Source organism: Alteromonas sp. MB-3u-76, from assembly GCF_002831605.1.
Lineage (GTDB): Bacteria > Pseudomonadota > Gammaproteobacteria > Enterobacterales > Alteromonadaceae > Alteromonas > Alteromonas hispanica.
Genome location: NZ_CP025115.1, coordinates 521,334 through 539,658, shown reverse-complemented (window position 1 = coordinate 539,658; position 18,325 = coordinate 521,334). Strand labels below are relative to the sequence as shown.

The following is an 18,325-nucleotide window of genomic DNA, read 5'->3' as shown; positions in this document are numbered from 1 at the left end:
ATAGGTATACGAAACAATACATTTTTAGCACAGAGCGGTAGTGAAGTAACAATGCAATTTCCCCCTTATGGCAATTACTCTGTCGATATTTCTGGCAACGTGTTAGAAGTATTTGCTGTGGGCGCTTGGAATTTGAAAACAACTCAGATTTTTGTAGAGGAAATGCACTCGCTTATAAAGCGTTTTGAGGGAAAACCTTGGGCCGCCCTAATGGACGGTAGGCGCTGGGTGTTGGCAACACCAGATTGTCAGACATGCCTATCGGAAGCCATAAAAACTAACATTACTATGGGATTATGCCGCTCTGCCTATGTGTTAGACAGCGGAATGGTGAAAAAAGCGCACCTTGAGCGCACTCATCCGTCTAAACAACGAGACCTTGAGTTTCCTACATACGAAAGACAATATTTTGAGCGATATTTTCAGGCTCTTAATTGGCTTCACCAAGAGGGCTTTTCCCCAATAAACAGCCCTTTAAAATAGAGAAAACCACCCGCCTGTTACCTGCAAATGAAAGCAAAACACGCAGCTCCGGCTAAAATTAGAACGCTGCGTACAGAGCCAATCTACAGCACCAAGCTATAGCGATAGAAGCCGTAGGTTAGTAAAGCAAGCTATAGACTTTACGACGATACTCAGATTTTAACGGATCGCCATCTGGAAGCGCGTTCATCATATCCATCATGAGTTGTCTTGCATTGCCAAAACTCAACTCTTTTTTCAATACCGTATATAGCAGCGCAAGAGCATCTTGTGATTTATTAGCCTGATGAAGCTGAACAGCTAAATCTACCTTTGCTTGTAAATCATCTGGATTAGCTTCAACCGTCGCCTGAAGCTGACGTATCTCCGGCGTATCAGCTGCCTGTTCTGCAAGCTCAACTTTTCCATTTAAGGTTTTAAAGCGAGAGTCCTGATCCACTAGTTTAATTTCGGACAGCAACTGCTTGGCAACATCGATAGAGCCGGTTTCTATAAAACAATCAATCAGCATGTACTTCGCATTCACGTTATCAGCGTTTAGATCAACAGCCTCTTTAGCCGCTGGTAATGCCGCTGCATAATCGCCTTGTTGAATAGCTTTACCTGCTGTTGCAAGAAGCTCATCTTCTGGATTAGGTAAATACTTTTGCAACATTTCACGAATTTGTGGCTCGCCCTGCACGCCAGCAAAGCCATCTACAGGTTGACCGTTTTGAACCACCATAACGGTAGGTAAGTTACGAATACCAAACTGAGCGGCGACTTCTTGCTGCGCCTCGCAGTCTACCTTTGCGAGTATCATATGCTGACTGTATTCACCAGCAAGCTTTTCTAATATGGGTAGAAGGTCCTTACACGGCTCGCACCACGGGGCCCAAAAATCGATAAGCACCAGCTTCTCTTGTGATGCCTCAACTATAATTTGCTGAAAATTTTCTACTGTAATATCAACAATAGTTGCCTGTGTGTTAGCAATTATATTTTCCATCATGCGCGCCTTTTTCTTATCAAATTCATGACGAGGAATATGGGGTAGTTATTCTCAAAATACAAGGCTGTTTGCACTTTATAGCGTTAGCACTGCTCTTGCCTCTGTGAGCATTTGTCGTGCAAACGACATTGTTCACTATGGCAACATGTTAATTTAGTGTAAATTGAGATGCCGTTTTAACTTAATCACGATAGAGCGTAACACCATGAGCAATGAAATACCCACCGAGCAGCGTTTTAAATCGTTTGATGAATTTTATCCGTTTTATCTTACGGAACATAGAGATGCAACGTGCAGAACCCTCCACTTTATTGGTTCTTGGTTGGTGCTTGCCATTATTGCGATAGCCGTATTTACTAATGCATTTATTTATCTTTGGTTAATTCCGCTTGTAGGCTATGGATTTGCTTGGGTGGGACATTTTTTCTTTGAGAAAAACAAACCCGCAACCTTCCAATATCCCCTTTACAGTTTTATAGGCGACTGGGTGATGTTTAAAGACATTTTAGTAGGAAAGATAAGCCTTAAAAACTGATGAGCTGCGTTGTTTATCACATCTCAATGTAACTTTGCCGCACACAGATGACACGAGTGAAAACAACAGGCTATGTTATGTTTAGAAGATAACGATACTTTGCTCAATGACGTATTTTGGCAAATTGGTGTGGTGTAACTGCCTCACTAATACGATATTTACGCCTTAAAATGCAGTAATAACAAAAAAGGATAATCTATGTCTGCTCACCCTTCTGAGGCTCGCAAACGTTCAACAGCAGCATGCGCTGTAATGACCGCCTTATGCGTTAGCATAATGCCCACATTCGCAGCCGATAACCCATCTGTTGATGGCGCCGAAGCGAGTCATAACACATTAACCTACAATGACACTTTTAATTTAGAGTTTGTCTCAAACCCGCAATTTATCAACGATAATACGGTTATCTACAGCCGCCAAAGTTTAGACATTATGACTGACGGCAGGCAAGCCAGATTATGGCAAGTGGACATAAAGTCAGGAAAACATCGGCCATTTATTGCTCAAGATGAAAGCGTTTCTCAAGCAACGCTTTCCCCTAATGGCAACATTCTTGCGTACACGAAAGCTGTCGATGGCAGAACACAGCTGCATTTGTATTATCTCGATACTCAGCAGTCTGTTCGCCTTACTAATACCGACGAGGCCCCTGGGAATTTAACGTGGTCGCCTGACGGTGAAACGCTGGCCTTTAGCCTGTTTACTGAAGAGAAAAACACGCCAATATTCACCGCTATGCCATCAAAGCCTGAAGGGGCTAAGTGGGCTGAACAAGCAACGTACATTGATACTACGCAATACCGCGGCGATGGCAGAGGCTACCTGCGTGAAGGATATAATCAAATATACGTGCTGCCTGTTGAAGGTGGTACGCCACGACAATTAACTACAGGTAAATTCCCCTGTGGCGGCTCACTGTCGTTCTCAAAAGACGGCGATTGGATTTATTTCGCAACACCTAATCGAGAAGATTACGCGTTGCATCCACTTTTTAGCGACATTTATAGAGTTAAGGTAACCACAGGTGAAACTGAGCAAGTGACCAGTATGGAAGGACCTGAAGGCTCTCCTTCCTTAAGCCCAGACGGCAAGTATCTCGCCTTTAGTCATGTCAATGATCGCAAGTTGTCATATCAAAATAGCGACTTAATGATTATGGAACTTAAAAGTGGCGATATCACGCGACTGACTGAGTCTTTGGATCGCGCTGTTGGAGACTTCGAATGGCGAAAAAATAGTCGCGGCCTTATTTTTTCTTATCTCGACGAAGGCCACAACAAGTTAGCTGCGGTAAACCTTAAAGGTGATGTTAATCCGCTAAATGTGTCTATGGGTGGTCAGTCTCTTGGCAGACCTTACACCTCAGGCGCATTTGCAGTTAGTGATGAAGGGACCATTGTTTACACAAGCGCCGCAAGGAGTATGCCTGGCGACCTTACCTTATATCGCAAACGCGGTGATGATAAGGCATTGACCAATCTTAATGAGGACGCGCTTGGTCACAAAGATCTCGCTGAGGTGATTGATTTAACCGTGGTTTCGAGTGTTGATGAAAGAGAAATTGACGCCTGGGTTGCACTACCTCCTGGCTTTGATAAGACCAAAAAGTACCCATTAATCTTAGAGATCCACGGTGGCCCTCATGCGGCTTATGGCCCGCATTTCGCCATGGAAATTCAATTGATGGCTGCTCAGGGGTACGTGGTGGTATGGTCTAATCCACGTGGAAGCAGCTCTTATGGCGAAGACTTTGGCAATTTAATACATCACAACTACCCTTCTGAAGACTACAACGACCTTATGGATGTGGTAGATGCCGTCATTGATAAAGGTTACGTAGACACAGACAACCTATTTATTACTGGTGGTTCAGGCGGCGGTGTGCTTACCGCTTGGTCTATTGGCAAAACAGATCGTTTCGCCGCTGCAGTGGTTGCAAAGCCTGTAATTAACTGGATGAGCTTTGCTTTAACCGCCGACGCATACCCGTTCTTCAGCCAATATTGGATGGCTGATATGCCCTGGAATATTGCAGATAAATTGTGGAAGCGCAGCCCTCTTTCCCTAGTGGGCAATGTGACTACGCCTACCATGTTGTTAACCGGAGAATCGGATTATCGCACTCCCATCAGCGAGTCTGAACAATATTATCAAGCATTAAAACTTCAAGACGTCGATGCCGCCATGGTAAGAATACCCGGCGCGTCTCATGGCATAGCCAGCCGGCCGTCTAGGCTAATACAAAAAGTCGGGAATATTCTTGCGTGGTTCGAGCGCTATAAAAGCGACGCACAGCACGAGGATAAATAGTAACGCGAAACGCGAATTTAACGCTTCAAGCTTAAACCGCCGTTTCATAAAAAGACAAAAGCCGAGATAACATTACGAGTTGTCTCGGCTTTTTATTGCTTCAATAAGCTGGCGGAGTTCGCTACTCATTGGTTTCTTAGTTAGCTACTTAGTTGCTTACTTAGTTAGTGTTACTTAGTTAGTTTGAGTACTTTACCGTTCGGCGCATCGGTTAAAAGGTAAATTGCACCTTCACTATCAACATCAACGTCTCTAATACGCGCGCCATTCTCGCGCAAGTATTCGTGTTGCTTAGCAGGCTTTCCGTTTTCTATTTCCACTCTGCGAAGATGGGTGAATTTAAGCGAACCTACTAAAATGTCGCCTTGCCATTCTTTAAACATATCACCAGTGTAAAAAGTCAGCCCGCTTGGTGCGATAGAAGGGTCCCAATAAAGCCAAGGTTGCTCCATGCCCTCCATATGGGTTTTATCACTGATAATTTCACCGCTGTAGTCAATGCCGTAGGTAATTTCTGGCCAACCGTAATTGGCGGCTTTTTTGATAACATTAATTTCATCGCCACCTTTCGGCCCGTGCTCCATTGCCCAAACAGCACCGGTTTGCGGATGTACCGTTACCCCTTGAACATTTCGATGGCCATAACTAAATACTTCAGGAGCGTCGCCATCGATGAAGGGATTATCTCCAGGCACGCTTCCGTCACGATTTATGCGAACAATACTCCCAAAGTGATTGTTCGTATTTTGTGCCTCTTTCATGTATTTGTAGCGATCGCCAAGAGTAATGTAAAGCGACTTATCAGCATCGAACACAAGTCGACAGCCAAAGTGAAACCCATTATCTATAACAGGTGAGGCACTAAAAATAACCTCAACGTTTTCAAGTTTATTATTAGCTAGCGTTGCTTTTGCCACACTACTGCTACTACCAGCTTGGCCATCGTCTGAGGGTTTGCTGTAGCAGAAGTACACAGTATTATTTTCGCTAAAGTCCGGATCAACAGTGATATCAAGCATTCCGCCCTGATTATTCGCAACCACCTCAGGCACATTTTCTAAACGTTCCGATAGCACGCCGTCTTTTGTCAAACGACGAATACCGCCAGCGCGTTCGGTCACTAACATGTCTCCGCTTGGTAGAAAAACCATTCCCCAAGGATGCTCAAGGCCCTCCGCGAGAGTGGTTACTGTTATAGCGTCTGTTGTTGGTGAGTCGTTGTGGCTATTGGCGTTTACGCTTTGGCTTACCGCTAAACTTATACTACATAGGCTCAGTAACCCAATTGCAGACTTTCTCATGTGTACCTCAATGCTTGTTGGGGCTCGTTCACGAGCCATAAACCTAACTTCTCACGTCCACCAAGTTCGTCTCTATGGCAGGCGCTTTAAAAGTCAGGTTTTGAAAGTTTGTTGGAACAGAGTATACAAAAAAGGGTACAGCATAGCTGTACCCTTAGTTTTATTCGTCGCAGTTTATCTGGAAATACTCGCTTTTAACTAGTTTATGCATATTTCGCTACAAGCAAACCCGATGTATAGTCCCACTTAAAAGGGCTAACAAACTTCTACTAATCGCTTTATTTTGGAAGCGTTGCGCGAAGCATCCACGCTGTTTTTTCATGCACACGCATTCTGTCGCCAATGAGTGCAGCAGAAGACTCATCGTCGGCACCTTGGGCAAGCTTTAACGACTCTCGACAGGTTTTTACCACTTGCTCGTGACCGTGGGTTAGTAAACGCACCATTTCTGTAGCTTCAGGTACACCATCAACTTCCTCAATAGCGCTAAGCTCTGCAAACGCTTTATAGGTTCCTGGAGCAGCAACGCCTAATGTACGAATTCGCTCTGCAATTTCATCAACCGCTTCAGCAAGTTCGGTGTAGTGCTCTTCAAACATTAAATGCAATTCCCGAAACTGGGGTCCTTCTACATTCCAATGAAAGTTATGCGTTTGAAGATATAGGGTATAAGAGTCGGCTAACAGCTTTTTAAGGCCGTGTGCTACTTCGCTACGATCACTTTCTGAAATTCCAATGTCTATCTTGCTCATGTTTCGCTCCTTAACACTTTTGAAAAAGTCGTTAGCTATTTCGCTAACCGTATGAGTAAAGAATACGCTAAAGCTTAGTATAAATAACGCGTATTAATTTGATTGTGATCATCTAATTTATAGATGACCTAAAACCTTTTTCAATGATAATGTGTCATCGCTAATGGTGACCGTGATGCTGCATACCTTTATTCTCTTCTTTTACTGGTAACACTACATGCAGGTCTTCGAGAGAATCGAAGCTCAACGTAAGCTTCACTTCACTACCTGCTTGCAAACCGTTTTTAAGACCCATTAACATAATGTGATACCCACCAGGCGCGAAAGCTATATGCCCGTTTGCCGCCACACTGACTCCTTTGTCTACGTGGCGCATACGCATAACGTCGCCCTGCATCTCTGTGGTGTGAATTTGCGCCTCATCTGCTACTTCTTCATCGACACTTACGCTGACAAAGCGAACTTCATTTTCAGACATATTGTGAAGAGTAAAATACATTGCGGCAGTTTTCGCCATTGGAAATGTAGCTCGGGCATAGCCGTCTTTTAATACAATCTGAGAGTTGTCTTCAGCTGTTTCGTCATGGCTATTGTCACCGTGTGCAAAAGCTGTCATAGAGACGAACGACATCATGCAAATAAACAAGGTTGAGCGTTTTAGAAAATACAGCGAAAAAGAAATAGGGGACATTGAGATATTGCTCCGTTGAGGTTAACGGAACTAGTTTACGTAAGAATTACGTAATACAAAAGAAAAATGGTGCCGACTGCCGGAATCGAACTGGCGACCTACTGATTACAAGTCAGTTGCTCTACCAACTGAGCTAAGTCGGCACACTTTTTAAAACTGCTGCCTAGACAGCGGATGCGTATTCTAGCGATAAAACGTTGACTGTCAACCTTTTAATCGCGTCGCTTCGGCAACTAATTTAGGAAAATATTCCAACGGCAGATATTGACCAAGTGCCATAAGCTTTTCACCAAGTTGCTGGTAGCTTTGTGTTGTCACATTAATGTGCCCCATCTTGCGCTTTTCTCGAACAGACTTGCCATACCAATGCAGATGACTGCCATCAATACTGAGCAATTCGCGAGAAAAGCTGCTGCATCCAATAATGTTGACCATGGCGCTAGGACCTAGTGGAGACGTGTCACCTAAAGGAAGCCCGCATACTGCTCTGAGGTGGTTTTCGAACTGGCTGGTGACGGCACCTGATTGACTCCAGTGACCTGAGTTATGAACTCGAGGAGCTAATTCGTTTACTAGCAGGGTATTGTTAACTTGAAACAACTCAACGGCTAACACGCCTACATAATCCATACCCTCTGCCAGTTTGGTAAAAATTGTATGAGCTTGCTCTTGAAGCTCAGAATCTACATTAGTAGCAGGAGCCACAGATACATGAAGTTGGCCTTGGTGGTGCAGATTCTCCGCTAGCGGATAGGTGCGAATATCTCCTTTCGCATTGCGTACCCCAATAAGCGAAAGCTCTCTGTCGAAATTCACCATTTTTTCAACCACTAAAGGCACCGCTTCTAAGTCTAAACCTTGCAGTGATTTTTTTAGGTCGGGTAACTCTGATTCATCGCTGAGGCGCCATTGACCGTAGCCATCATAGCCATCGCGACTTGCCTTTAAGATAAGCTTGTTACCTAGTGCATCCACGCAAGCATCTAGCTGGTCTAAGTGTGTAACCACTTGATGTTCGCAATTAGCTACGTCCATAGACTGCAGCAACTGCTTTTCACGCACTCTGTCAGCGCCAACTAAAATGCTTTGAATGTTCGGCATCAGTTTGTTTGTTTGTGCCGCTACTTCTAGTAAACGCTCGGGCACATGCTCGAACTCAACCGTTAACGCATCGGCACCCTCTATGGCTTCATCAAGAGGAATATCTAACGGGGTTTTACTTACCGGATGAACTACTGTATCGCTGTTTACGTCTACAGCCTGAACATCAATACCTAAAGGGCTACCCGCTAGGTACATCATTTGTGCTAGTTGACCTGCACCGTAAACAACTACTCTCATTCATCTAACTCCAACGTATTACTTGACGCTAGCACTGTATCGGTCTGCGCTTGTCTAAATGCAATAATAGCATCGCGAACACTCTCATCTTGAAGTGCAACAACCTGAGCCGCTAGCAGCCCCGCATTAGCAGCGCCCGCTTCACCTATAGCAAGTGTACCTACAGCCACGCCTTTAGGCATTTGAACAATAGACAATAACGAATCTAAACCGCTTAAGGCTTTAGACTTTACTGGGCATCCGAACACGGGCAGATGCGTATGTGCCGCTATCATACCGGGTAAATGAGCAGCACCACCTGCACCTGCAATAATGGCACTAAAGCCTTCGTCTGCGGCACTTTCTGCGAACTCTACTAGTAGGTTTGGTGTTCTGTGGGCCGACACAACTTTGGCGTCAAACTCAACGTTGAAAGACTTCAGCATTTTTGCGGCCTGCTGCATGGTAGGCCAGTCTGAAGTAGAACCCATTACAATCGCGACTTTCGCCATCTAATGATCCTCGGGTTAGGTAAAAGAGACATGATTTGAAAGCCCGCGATTGTAGCGCAACTTGTAATAAATTCCCACTTCAATTCCCTGGGGCATGTTGATCTTTGCTGTACATTTTTGCGGCTCACAGACGCTGCCCGAGGTCGACGTCATAAAAGCATCGTAGCAATAGAAAAAATCAACTTTTAGCTAGTTGGTAAGCCACTGTATTGAAGAGCATTCGCTTGCGTATAGGCTTACTTAAATAGGCATCCATTCCTGCATTGAGGCACGCCTGTCTATCTTCTTCAAACGCGTTAGCCGTTAGCGCGATAATGCGAACTTCATCCTTATTTTTGCCCTGTTTTCGAATAAGAGATGTGGCGGTTAACCCATCCATCACCGGCATTTGGCAATCCATAATAATCACATCAAATGCATATTTTTTTGCCGCTTCAAGAGCATCTTGTCCATTTCTGGTTCTAATACAGCGAACGTTTGCACCTTTCAGCATATCCATAACTATTTCAGCATTGATATCATTGTCTTCAGCTAGCAACACATGAATATTTTCCGGCAGCGTAGCAATCTCTGCCATGGTTTTAACCGCACCACTTTCTCCCTCTTTACAAGGTATGAAGAATGTAAAAGTAGAGCCTTCATTAAGCGCACTCTTTACTTGTATTTCTCCGCCCATAAGCTCAACAAGCCCTTTGCTGATTGCCAAGCCAAGCCCGGTTCCGCCGTAATAGCGTGTTGTAGAAGCGTCGGCCTGTTCAAACTTTTCAAAAATGGTATTCAGTTTATCTTCTGAAATGCCGATTCCCGTATCGCTTATAGCAATAATTAGGTGGTTATCACGATATTCGGCACCAATGGTAATAGTCCCCTCATCGGTAAATTTTATGGCGTTACTGAGTAAATTATTAACTACTTGGCTCACCTTGCCAGCATCGGTAATCAACGCACTTGGCACCGAAGAGTCAATATTAACATCCACTGCAATATCTTTTATATCGGCAGAATACAGATACAACTCACGGGCAGAGTGAAGTAGCTCATGGATCTGTGTGTCTCGATTATCGATCCCCATTTTTCCCGATTCTATTTTTGACCAGTCGAGGATACTGTCGAGAATAAGCAAGAGGTTAGTCGCTGAGCGAGAAATCGTTTTTGCTCTTGATGCGATATGCTTGGGCAGATTGTGTTCAAACATAAGTTCACAAGAGCCAATAATACCGTTCATTGGCGTTCGTATTTCGTGACTCATATTGGCCAGAAATTGCGTTTTCGCCGTGTTCGCCGCTTCCGCCGATTTAAGCGCGCTTTCTAAATGATGTGTTTTTTCCTCAATTCGCGCTTCAAGAGACTGATTCAGTTCGCCAAGTTCAACATTGAGCTGCTGTTCTTTTGCTCTGGTCTTGTCTAAATCGTCGAAGGCTTTTAATAACCTTTGCTCTAACTTTACAAACTCGGCATTAACCGAGGTAAGCTCTTGAATATGGAGCGCTTGATGAGGAATTTTGCTTTCCCTGTTAGTAGAGGGATCAAAATTAGCAATGTAGCGAATAAGTCGCCTTAACGGCATACTTATCATTCTGGCAACCAAAAAGCCGGTTATTGTTCCAAGAAGAGATAGCAACAGCAGCAATAAAAGATCTTTAAGCAGATAGCTGCTCATAGAGCTAAGAAGGTACTCTTGCTTGAAGTAATAATTTACGGTCCAGTTGGCTTGAGCTATATCCCCTTTGTAGCGCAACCAGGTTTTGCCCTCTGGCCCATCCTGAATCTCATTACCACATTGTGGTTCGCACGGATAAGTTGGTGCCTTACTGAGCGGTCGTAAATTTAGTGTCTCTGAAGCATAGACAACCTCACCTTTTTGATCTTCTATGAGCAAAGAGAAACCGTTTAAACTGAGTTCATCGAAAATTGAAAAACTTTTCAACGAAAGTGAGCCTTCAATGATACCTATTGGCTTACCATCTTCAGATTTGATAGGCGCAGACATGGCAACAATCTGGTCGTTGCCGAAACCTCTTCCCTGGAAAACATTCGATAGATAAGGCTTCCCACTTTGCATAGCTTTGAAAAAGTAAGGTCTATAAGCAACGTTTGGTAAAACACCAGCTCTGACGTTTTCAATTAGATTAGGTGGGTAGGTATGGGTAATGTTGCCACTGTCATCGGTAACCAGAAATGTAATAAAATTTGGGTAAAGTGATGCTGCTATTGATAATTGCTTCGTCGCCCGAGCATCGAGCTGCTCGGCCCGCTTATCACCCGACAAAGTTTGTGCTGTAGATGATATAACCCGCTGATGCTGACTAATAAAGTCTGATAACTGTTGCTGCAGTACGGCAACACGTTGCGCCATATACCCTTTGATTTGTCGCTCTTGTTGCTGCTGAAACAGGCTTACCGATAGGTAAATAACGGCCGTAGAAGCCACAAAGAAACAGCCCGCAAAAAAATAGCTCAATAAAAAATTTAGCTTAACCTTTTCAGGTTCATAAGATAACTTTCGCCGTAACCCGTGAGTGGTGAGATAAGCAAAGTGGCCTGACACAAGCCCCAAAACGCCGCTTATCCAAGTCACTAGAACACCCGATAAAAGCAAATTGAGGTTTTCAGTATCGTATAAAGCGTGTTCTAAAAATAATATTGGCACAAAAACAATGGACCAAAATCCACCGCCGATTTTAATTATCTGTCTCAACGACTTTTGATACCCAAAGAAGCTTAAAACAATGGGTAAAAGTGTGAGGCTTTCTTTTCCGACGATACTTCCGTCGCTGAACCAAATAGGCGCACTAATGACCAATGCCATGGGAATAGAAAGCAGGGGCGGGAAGCGCAGCGCTGCATAAACAGCAGCACCGCAGCCAAATACAGCAATACCAGCACTATCAAAAGGTGCAGGTATTGAATTAAGACCTGCACCTAGTAAACAAACAAAAAAAACGTTTAGCGCTAAAGACCAACTTAAATGAAAATCAGGTTTTCGCAAGAAACGTCTCCATCGTCATATTAATGCTGCTCCATATAGTCGAGAGTAAAGTTCGTTAATAGCTTAACGCCTAGTTTCATTCCAGAGTCATCAACATAAAACTCTGGAGTGTGGTGAGCAGGGCTATCTTTCTCTGATACATCAAGTGGCTTTCCACCAACCCAAACATAAAGTCCAGGCACTTTTTCTTGAAAGAAAGAGAAATCTTCTGCACCGGTTACTGGGTTAGACAACAAGGTGTTCTCTGCTCCAGCAGTTCGCTGCATGGTTGGTAGCATGGCTTGCGTTAACTCAGGGTCGTTAAACGTTATTGGATAAGAATAATCAAGGGGCAAAGTAAGCTCAGCCTTCGCTCCCATACTTTCTGCAATACCTTTCACTTTGCGAGGTAGCGCTTCGTAGATATGCTCACGTGCCGCTTTGTTGAGGGTTCTGATGGTGCCCACTAATTCGACTTCGTTAGGAATAATATTTGACCTATTGCCGCCATGAATAGAGCCCACCGAAACAACGGCAGCATCATCTATTAACTTTATTTCACGGCTAACAATGGTTTGAATTGACATGATCATTTGCGCCGCAGTGACTACAGGGTCAACACTTTTCCACGGATAAGCACCGTGAGCTTGTTTACCGTGAATCACTATTTTAAACGGATCTACCGCTGCCATAGTGCCACCTGGCTTGTAGCGCACTTTGCCTACGTCGGTATTGGCATTGATGTGAAGCCCAAAAATCACATCTACTTCGGGATTTTTAAGTACGCCTTCCTTAACCATAACCTCTGCTCCACCGGTTTCTCCGGCAGGCGCGCCCTCTTCTGCAGGCTGGAATATAAATTTCACTTTACCCTTAAGTTGGCCCTTAATGTCGGTAAGGATTTTGGCGGCCCCCATCAACATGGCCATATGAGTGTCGTGTCCACAGGCATGCATCACAGGAACTTCATTGCCGTTGTATTCACCCATTTGCTCAGACCGATATGGCAAGTCGTTTTGCTCTTTAACAGGCAAGCCGTCCATGTCTGCTCGAAGTGCAACCACAGGACCTGGTTTTCCTGAATCAAGAATGGCTACTACCCCAGTTTTTGCAATGCCCGTTTGTACTTCAAGGCCAAGGGACGTCAAATAAGATTCGATATATTCGGCAGTTTTAAATTCTCGGTTTGATAGCTCAGGATATTGGTGGAAGTGATGGCGCCATTTGATGACATCCGGTTCAACATTGGTAGCAAGGGTATCTACATCGACAGAGGCTGCGTTAGCAGAGGCTGCGATGGCCGTGCTAAACGTAAAAAGACTAGCTAAGGTTAACGCAACTAAATTTTTCCTAAACATGATGATTTTCCTTTGTTGTTTTCATCAGAATAAAGCATCTGATTACAGAACACATCACTAACCTTATTGCTGATAATCAAAATAACGCATAGTGAAAAAGAAAAGTATTGTACGGAAGTCTAATGCCTTAGTTAGCGCCGCCAGTTAAAGAAGGCATAAGGGGGCTTAGAAACAAAAAAAGCGCCTAGTATCAGGCGCTTTTTTAAAACAATAGCTATTTATTAGCTTTTTTGTCTTCGCATTGCATCGAAGAACTCATTGTTGGTCTTCGTCATAGAGAGCTTACTGATTAAGAACTCCATGGCATCAATTTCTGACATCTCGTGAACGATTTTACGAAGGATCCACATTTTCTGAAGTTCATCTTGCTTCGTAAGAAGTTCTTCACGACGAGTACCAGAACGATTAAAGTCGATAGCTGGGAATACACGTTTTTCCGCAATTTTGCGGTTAAGGTGAAGTTCCATGTTACCAGTACCTTTAAACTCTTCGTAGATAACTTCATCCATTTTAGAGCCGGTATCGATAAGCGCTGTAGCGATAATAGTTAAACTACCACCTTCTTCAACGTTCCGGGCAGCACCAAAGAAACGCTTTGGCTTGTGCAACGCATTGGCATCTACACCACCGGTGAGTACTTTACCTGATGATGGAATAACCGTGTTATAGGCACGAGCAAGACGAGTAATTGAGTCGAGAAGGATGACCACATCTTTCTTGTGCTCTACCAATCGCTTCGCTTTTTCAATTACCATCTCTGCAACTTGAACGTGGCGACTTGCTGGTTCATCGAACGTCGATGCGACTACCTCACCTTGTACAAGACGATGCATTTCTGTTACTTCTTCTGGACGCTCATCGATAAGCAATACCATTAGCTCACACTCAGGGTGGTTGGCAGCAATAGATTGAGCGATATTTTGAAGTAGAAGAGTTTTACCTGCTTTAGGCGGTGCTACAATAAGACCGCGCTGACCGCGACCAATAGGCGATGCTAAATCAAGTACTCGCGCTGTAATATCTTCTGTTGAGCCATTACCACGTTCCATGCGCAAACGGTCTGCTGCATGCAAAGGAGTAAGGTTTTCGAACAAGATTTTGTTTCGTGAGTTTTCAGGCTTGTCGAAGTTTACTTCGCGTATTTTTAACAGCGCAAAGTAACGTTCACTGTCTTTTGGTGGACGAATTTTTCCTGCAATGGTGTCACCAGTTCGCAGATTGAAGCGACGTATCTGGCTTGGCGATACATAAATATCATCCGGACCTGCAAGATAAGAAGAGTCAGCTGAACGTAAGAAGCCGAAACCGTCCTGTAAAATCTCTAAAACTCCATCTCCGAAGATATCTTCGCCGCTTTTCGCATGCGTCTTCAAAATGGAGAATATGATGTCTTGTTTTCTGGCGCGAGCCATATTTTCAAGGCCCATTTTTTCGGCCATGTTAACCAACTCGCTAATTGGTTTATTCTTTAATTCGGTTAAATTCATACTGGTGGGTCTTTGTGCTTGAACTTCGCTTACAGGACTTTTGGTCACTCTGTTCTCGTTTAGATTTGGTATCGCCCGGATTTGGACATGTGCAGAATGCTGCTCGGATGAGCGCTGAGAGAAAAGTTAGCACTATATTTAATCAACGTCCAGCGATTTGCTCACTAAATGTTAATTAAATTGGGCTTACTATCCTAAAGTGTAATGCAACAGGGCGTGATCAAAAAACCGATGTAGAGGTTAGCTACACCGGCTTTTCTTGTTCAATTACAGGTTTTCGTTAAGAAACTCTGTTAGTTGAGTTTTTGATAACGCACCTACTTTCGTAGCAGCAACATTACCATTTTTGAAAAGTAACAGTGTTGGAATACCGCGAATACCGTATTTAGGCGGAGTTTCGTTATTTTCATCGACATTCAACTTGCCAACTGTTAACTTGCCATCAAACTCGGTCGCAACTTCTTCTAAGATAGGCGCGATCATTTTACAGGGGCCACACCATTCGGCCCAAAAGTCAACTAGTACAGGACTGTCAGCATTGATAACATCTGCTTCGAATTTATCGTCAGATAACTGGATAATTTTGTCGCTCATTCTTTTCTCCGTTTGTGGTCTGTTGCTGAGTATACTCAGCTTTACCATAAGTGTTATATAGAAACTGTTTTTTAATGCAAGCACTGATAAGCTATAAGCTATGCCTACTCATTTAACTGAAACTCATTTTTCCGACCTGCCGATCAACAGCAAAGTCGTTGACGCCTTGACGGCAGAGAATTTTTCTCATTGTACACCAATTCAGGCACTTGCACTGCCTCCGTTATTAGAAGGTCTCGATATTGCGGGCCAAGCTCAAACGGGCACGGGAAAAACCATTGCGTTTCTGGTCGCTACATTCCATTACCTGCTAAGCAAAGCAGAAAACTCAAGTAACAGCAAATCAGACGGTCCGCGCGCCATTATTATGGCTCCGACACGTGAACTGGCTGTGCAAATATTTAACGATGCCAAGTTGCTCAGTGAGCATACTGGAATATCGCTTGGATTGATTTATGGGGGCGAAGGTTACCAAAGTCAACGCGAAACCCTAGAAGAAGGGGTGGATATTATTATTGGCACGACAGGGCGCATTCTGGATTACTACAAACAGGACGTCTTTACGCTAGATAATATTCAGGTAGCCGTACTTGATGAGGCCGATCGTATGTTCGATTTGGGTTTCATTAAAGATATTCGCTTCTTATTCCGCCGCATGCCACCAGCAGGTGAGCGTCTAAGCATGCTGTTCTCTGCCACGCTAAGTTACCGCGTACAGGAATTAGCATACGAGCACATGAACAATCCAACTCATGTTCAAGTAGCGCCCGAACAAACCACGGCAACCCGTGTTAGCCAAGAACTGTTCTATCCATCTGACGAAGATAAGATGCTGCTTCTTCTCACATTGTTAGAAGAAGAATGGCCGGAAAAAGCCATTGTGTTTGCCAATACCAAGCACAGCTGTGAAAAGGTAACTGATTGGCTTACCGCTGATGGACACCGTGTTGGCTTATTAAGCGGCGACGTGCCTCAAAAGAAACGCCTGGGTATTTTAGAAGACTTTACCAAAGGCGCATTAGACATATTAGTTGCTACTGACGTGGCGGCGCGTGGTTTACATATTGATGCGGTAACGCACGTGTTTAACTATGATTTACCTGATGACGCCGAAGATTACGTGCACCGTATTGGTCGCACCGGCCGTGCAGGAAGAAGCGGTATTGCTATTAGCTTTGCTTGTGAGAAGTATGCGCTTAACTTACCCGCGATTGAAAAATACATTAACGCTACCATTCCGGTAACAGACTACGATAGAACCGCACTATTGGAAGATATTAAGCCACCAAGACCGCGAAAGAAGAGAGTGCCCAATAATCGAAACTCTTCACGTAGAGGAAATAGCCGAGGGCGTGGTAAACCTCAGCAAAGACATACAAACAAGTAAGATATAAGAAACATTATACGAGATACTATGCAGGCAGAACTCCAGCACGATGCCCAAACCTACGGTGAATATTATGCCGCCGTAGATTTAGGCTCAAACAGTTTTCACATGGTTATTGTCCATGTTGTTAATGGTAGCGTTCAAATTATTGGTAAAATAAAGCAAAAGGTGCGATTAGCAGCAGGGCTTGACGATAATTTTTTGCTTGATGAAACAAGTATGGAACGAGGCTGGCAATGCCTGCAAGTGTTCTCCGAAAGGCTGCAAGATATTCCCCCTTCAAACATCAAGATAGTGGCAACCGCAACGCTGCGTCTTGCAACCAACGCACATGTTTTTGTGCGCAAAGCTGAAGAGATCCTTAACCACAAGCTCAATATAATTAGCGGCGAAGAAGAAGCCAGGCAGATATATTTAGGCGTCGCCTATACCTCCGCTAATCAAGGCAACAGCTTGGTTATTGATATCGGTGGCGCTAGCACTGAAATCATTATCGGTAATGATATGCAGCCTATCCATCTTAAAAGTTTGGACATGGGTTGCGTTACCTTTATGGAGCGCTACTTTCAAGGTGGTGTTATTAACACCGAAAATTTTGATCAAGCAAAAAAAGCGGCTCATTCACTCATAAATGAGGTGTCTAACGCGTTTCTTTGTTTTGATTGGGAAAACTGTTTAGGTGCGTCTGGCACACCACAAGCCATTACTGAAATACTGGTTGCACAGGGGATAAGTGACGCAATAAGGCTAGACTACCTTTACCACCTGCAACAGCAATGTGTTGAATGTGGCTCTTTAGGCCAACTTGAAATAGAGGGTTTAGAAGAAAGCAGAAAAGCGATATTCCCTTCCGGACTTGCTATTTTAATAAGTCTTTTTGAGGCGTTACATATCAAGCATATGAACATTTCTGGAGGCGCGTTACGAGAAGGTTTGATTTACGGCATGTTAGACAATGTCACTGACAATGATCGTAGACAACAAACACTTAATCAGACCAAGCAGCGCTATCATATAGATACAGCCCACGCGGTTTCTGTGAGGCAAGTTGCCCTGTCGCTTTGCTATCAGCTGTGCAGACAACAAAATATCTGTCATTTAGATACCGAAACCATCTTAGGCGCGGCTGCTGAGCTGCACGAGATTGGGCTTCATATAGAATACAAACGTCATCATGAACACGGCGCTTATATTCTTAGCTTTATCGACTTACCAGGGTTTACACGCCTACAGCGAACGGCTATTCGAGAACTAGTATCCCAGCACAGGCTAGCCATATCTGAGGATGTATTCGATAACTATCATCATGATTACCGCCCCATGCTAAAGGGGTTGCTTCGTGTTTTACGTATTGCCGTAGTGCTTTGCTTGCGCAGGCAAAACAAGCATATTCCTGATGTAAAACTTGTTTGTGATGACAGTAAATGGACGCTCACTTTTCCTGAGGGCTGGCTAAAATCTCACCCCTTGATAAACGCTGAATTAGCTAATGAGTGCTGGCTTCAACACAAAGCCGGCTGTGAGCTTGTTTGCATTTAGCTTATTTGCATAAAAATCTTAAGCGAAGCCGCATTTATACAAACTCAACACAAAGCGCCGCCAAATGTACAAAATACATTTGGCGGCGCTTTTGCTC

At 44.0% G+C, this 18,325-nt stretch carries 15 protein-coding genes and 1 tRNA gene; 5 read left to right on the top strand and 11 right to left on the bottom strand.

Annotated features, from left to right (window positions below; translation table 11 throughout):
* Positions 1-51 precede the first annotated feature (51 nt).
* Positions 52-483, top strand: a complete 432-nt coding sequence (locus CW735_RS02330; RefSeq protein ID WP_100970849.1) for a hypothetical protein — start codon at positions 52-54, stop codon at positions 481-483.
* Between the two features lie 118 nt (positions 484-601).
* Here CW735_RS02330 and trxA (CW735_RS02325) read toward each other — a convergent pair whose 3' ends face one another.
* Positions 602-1,471, bottom strand: a complete 870-nt coding sequence (gene trxA, locus CW735_RS02325; RefSeq protein ID WP_071978524.1) for a thioredoxin — start codon at positions 1,469-1,471, stop codon at positions 602-604.
* A 208-nt stretch (positions 1,472-1,679) separates the two neighbouring features.
* Between trxA (CW735_RS02325) and CW735_RS02320 the strand changes: the two genes are divergently transcribed.
* Both CW735_RS02320 and CW735_RS02315 read left to right on the top strand, forming a co-directional pair.
* Positions 1,680-2,009, top strand: coding sequence for a DUF962 domain-containing protein (locus CW735_RS02320; RefSeq protein WP_100970848.1), 330 nt, complete (start codon positions 1,680-1,682; stop codon positions 2,007-2,009).
* 276 nt (positions 2,010-2,285) lie between these two features.
* Positions 2,286-4,319 carry a S9 family peptidase gene (locus tag CW735_RS02315; protein ID WP_232368414.1) on the top strand — a complete coding sequence of 678 codons (2,034 nt, stop codon included), beginning with the start codon at positions 2,286-2,288 and terminating at the stop codon, positions 4,317-4,319.
* 170 nt (positions 4,320-4,489) lie between these two features.
* Here the strand turns inward: CW735_RS02315 and CW735_RS02310 are convergent, their stop codons facing one another.
* The 10 genes from CW735_RS02310 to trxA (CW735_RS02265) all read right to left on the bottom strand — a co-directional run bounded on the left by CW735_RS02310 (position 4,490) and on the right by trxA (CW735_RS02265) (position 15,302).
* Positions 4,490-5,620, bottom strand: a complete 1,131-nt coding sequence (locus CW735_RS02310; protein ID WP_100973152.1) for a PQQ-dependent sugar dehydrogenase — start codon at positions 5,618-5,620, stop codon at positions 4,490-4,492.
* A 278-nt stretch (positions 5,621-5,898) separates the two neighbouring features.
* Positions 5,899-6,372 (bottom strand): Dps family protein, encoded by a 474-nt coding sequence (locus tag CW735_RS02305; RefSeq protein ID WP_071978522.1) that lies wholly within the window; start codon positions 6,370-6,372, stop codon positions 5,899-5,901.
* 160 nt (positions 6,373-6,532) lie between these two features.
* Entirely contained in the window at positions 6,533-7,063 is a 531-nt protein-coding gene (locus CW735_RS02300; RefSeq protein ID WP_100970846.1) for a copper chaperone PCu(A)C, read from the bottom strand.
* 67 nt (positions 7,064-7,130) lie between these two features.
* Positions 7,131-7,206: transfer RNA gene (locus CW735_RS02295), tRNA-Thr, on the bottom strand.
* A 61-nt stretch (positions 7,207-7,267) separates the two neighbouring features.
* Positions 7,268-8,404 carry a 5-(carboxyamino)imidazole ribonucleotide synthase gene (locus CW735_RS02290; protein WP_100970845.1) on the bottom strand — a complete coding sequence of 379 codons (1,137 nt, stop codon included), beginning with the start codon at positions 8,402-8,404 and terminating at the stop codon, positions 7,268-7,270.
* The gene (gene purE / locus CW735_RS02285; RefSeq protein ID WP_071978520.1) at positions 8,401-8,895 is read right to left on the bottom strand and encodes a 5-(carboxyamino)imidazole ribonucleotide mutase; all 495 of its coding nucleotides are present in this window, start codon (positions 8,893-8,895) and stop codon (positions 8,401-8,403) included. Before purE ends, CW735_RS02290 begins: the two co-directional genes overlap by 4 nt.
* 178 nt (positions 8,896-9,073) lie before the next feature.
* The gene (locus CW735_RS02280) at positions 9,074-11,884 is read right to left on the bottom strand and encodes an ATP-binding protein (RefSeq protein ID WP_100970844.1); all 2,811 of its coding nucleotides are present in this window, start codon (positions 11,882-11,884) and stop codon (positions 9,074-9,076) included.
* 20 nt (positions 11,885-11,904) lie between these two features.
* A complete protein-coding gene (locus CW735_RS02275; protein ID WP_100970843.1) occupies positions 11,905-13,221 on the bottom strand; it encodes an amidohydrolase in 1,317 nt (438 codons plus the stop codon).
* A gap of 221 nt (positions 13,222-13,442) precedes the next feature.
* Entirely contained in the window at positions 13,443-14,708 is a 1,266-nt protein-coding gene (rho, locus tag CW735_RS02270; protein WP_083595354.1) for a transcription termination factor Rho, read from the bottom strand.
* Positions 14,709-14,975: 267 nt separating this feature from the next.
* Positions 14,976-15,302, bottom strand: coding sequence for a thioredoxin TrxA (trxA, locus tag CW735_RS02265; protein WP_032095435.1), 327 nt, complete (start codon positions 15,300-15,302; stop codon positions 14,976-14,978).
* A 100-nt stretch (positions 15,303-15,402) separates the two neighbouring features.
* Between trxA (CW735_RS02265) and rhlB the strand changes: the two genes are divergently transcribed.
* Both rhlB and CW735_RS02255 read left to right on the top strand, forming a co-directional pair.
* Positions 15,403-16,689 (top strand): ATP-dependent RNA helicase RhlB, encoded by a 1,287-nt coding sequence (rhlB, locus tag CW735_RS02260; protein WP_071978516.1) that lies wholly within the window; start codon positions 15,403-15,405, stop codon positions 16,687-16,689.
* 27 nt (positions 16,690-16,716) lie between these two features.
* Positions 16,717-18,228: a Ppx/GppA phosphatase family protein gene (locus CW735_RS02255; protein WP_071978515.1), complete on the top strand. Its 1,512-nt coding sequence runs from the start codon at positions 16,717-16,719 to the stop codon at positions 18,226-18,228.
* The last annotated feature ends 97 nt before the right edge of the window (positions 18,229-18,325 follow it).

Excerpts from the sequence above, each read along its gene's own strand:
- CW735_RS02330 (WP_100970849.1), top strand. The coding sequence starts at position 52 with ATGCAATTTCCCCCTTATGGCAATTACTCTGTCGATATTTCTGGCAAC.
- trxA (WP_071978524.1), bottom strand. The coding sequence starts at position 1,471 with ATGGAAAATATAATTGCTAACACACAGGCAACTATTGTTGATATTACA.
- CW735_RS02320 (WP_100970848.1), top strand. The coding sequence starts at position 1,680 with ATGAGCAATGAAATACCCACCGAGCAGCGTTTTAAATCGTTTGATGAA.
- CW735_RS02315 (WP_232368414.1), top strand. The coding sequence starts at position 2,286 with ATGCCCACATTCGCAGCCGATAACCCATCTGTTGATGGCGCCGAAGCG.
- CW735_RS02310 (WP_100973152.1), bottom strand. The coding sequence starts at position 5,620 with ATGAGAAAGTCTGCAATTGGGTTACTGAGCCTATGTAGTATAAGTTTA.
- CW735_RS02305 (WP_071978522.1), bottom strand. The coding sequence starts at position 6,372 with ATGAGCAAGATAGACATTGGAATTTCAGAAAGTGATCGTAGCGAAGTA.
- CW735_RS02300 (WP_100970846.1), bottom strand. The coding sequence starts at position 7,063 with ATGTCCCCTATTTCTTTTTCGCTGTATTTTCTAAAACGCTCAACCTTG.
- CW735_RS02290 (WP_100970845.1), bottom strand. The coding sequence starts at position 8,404 with ATGAGAGTAGTTGTTTACGGTGCAGGTCAACTAGCACAAATGATGTAC.
- purE (WP_071978520.1), bottom strand. The coding sequence starts at position 8,895 with ATGGCGAAAGTCGCGATTGTAATGGGTTCTACTTCAGACTGGCCTACC.
- CW735_RS02275 (WP_100970843.1), bottom strand. The coding sequence starts at position 13,221 with ATGTTTAGGAAAAATTTAGTTGCGTTAACCTTAGCTAGTCTTTTTACG.
- rho (WP_083595354.1), bottom strand. The coding sequence starts at position 14,708 with ATGAATTTAACCGAATTAAAGAATAAACCAATTAGCGAGTTGGTTAAC.
- trxA (WP_032095435.1), bottom strand. The coding sequence starts at position 15,302 with ATGAGCGACAAAATTATCCAGTTATCTGACGATAAATTCGAAGCAGAT.
- rhlB (WP_071978516.1), top strand. The coding sequence starts at position 15,403 with ATGCCTACTCATTTAACTGAAACTCATTTTTCCGACCTGCCGATCAAC.
- CW735_RS02255 (WP_071978515.1), top strand. The coding sequence starts at position 16,717 with ATGCAGGCAGAACTCCAGCACGATGCCCAAACCTACGGTGAATATTAT.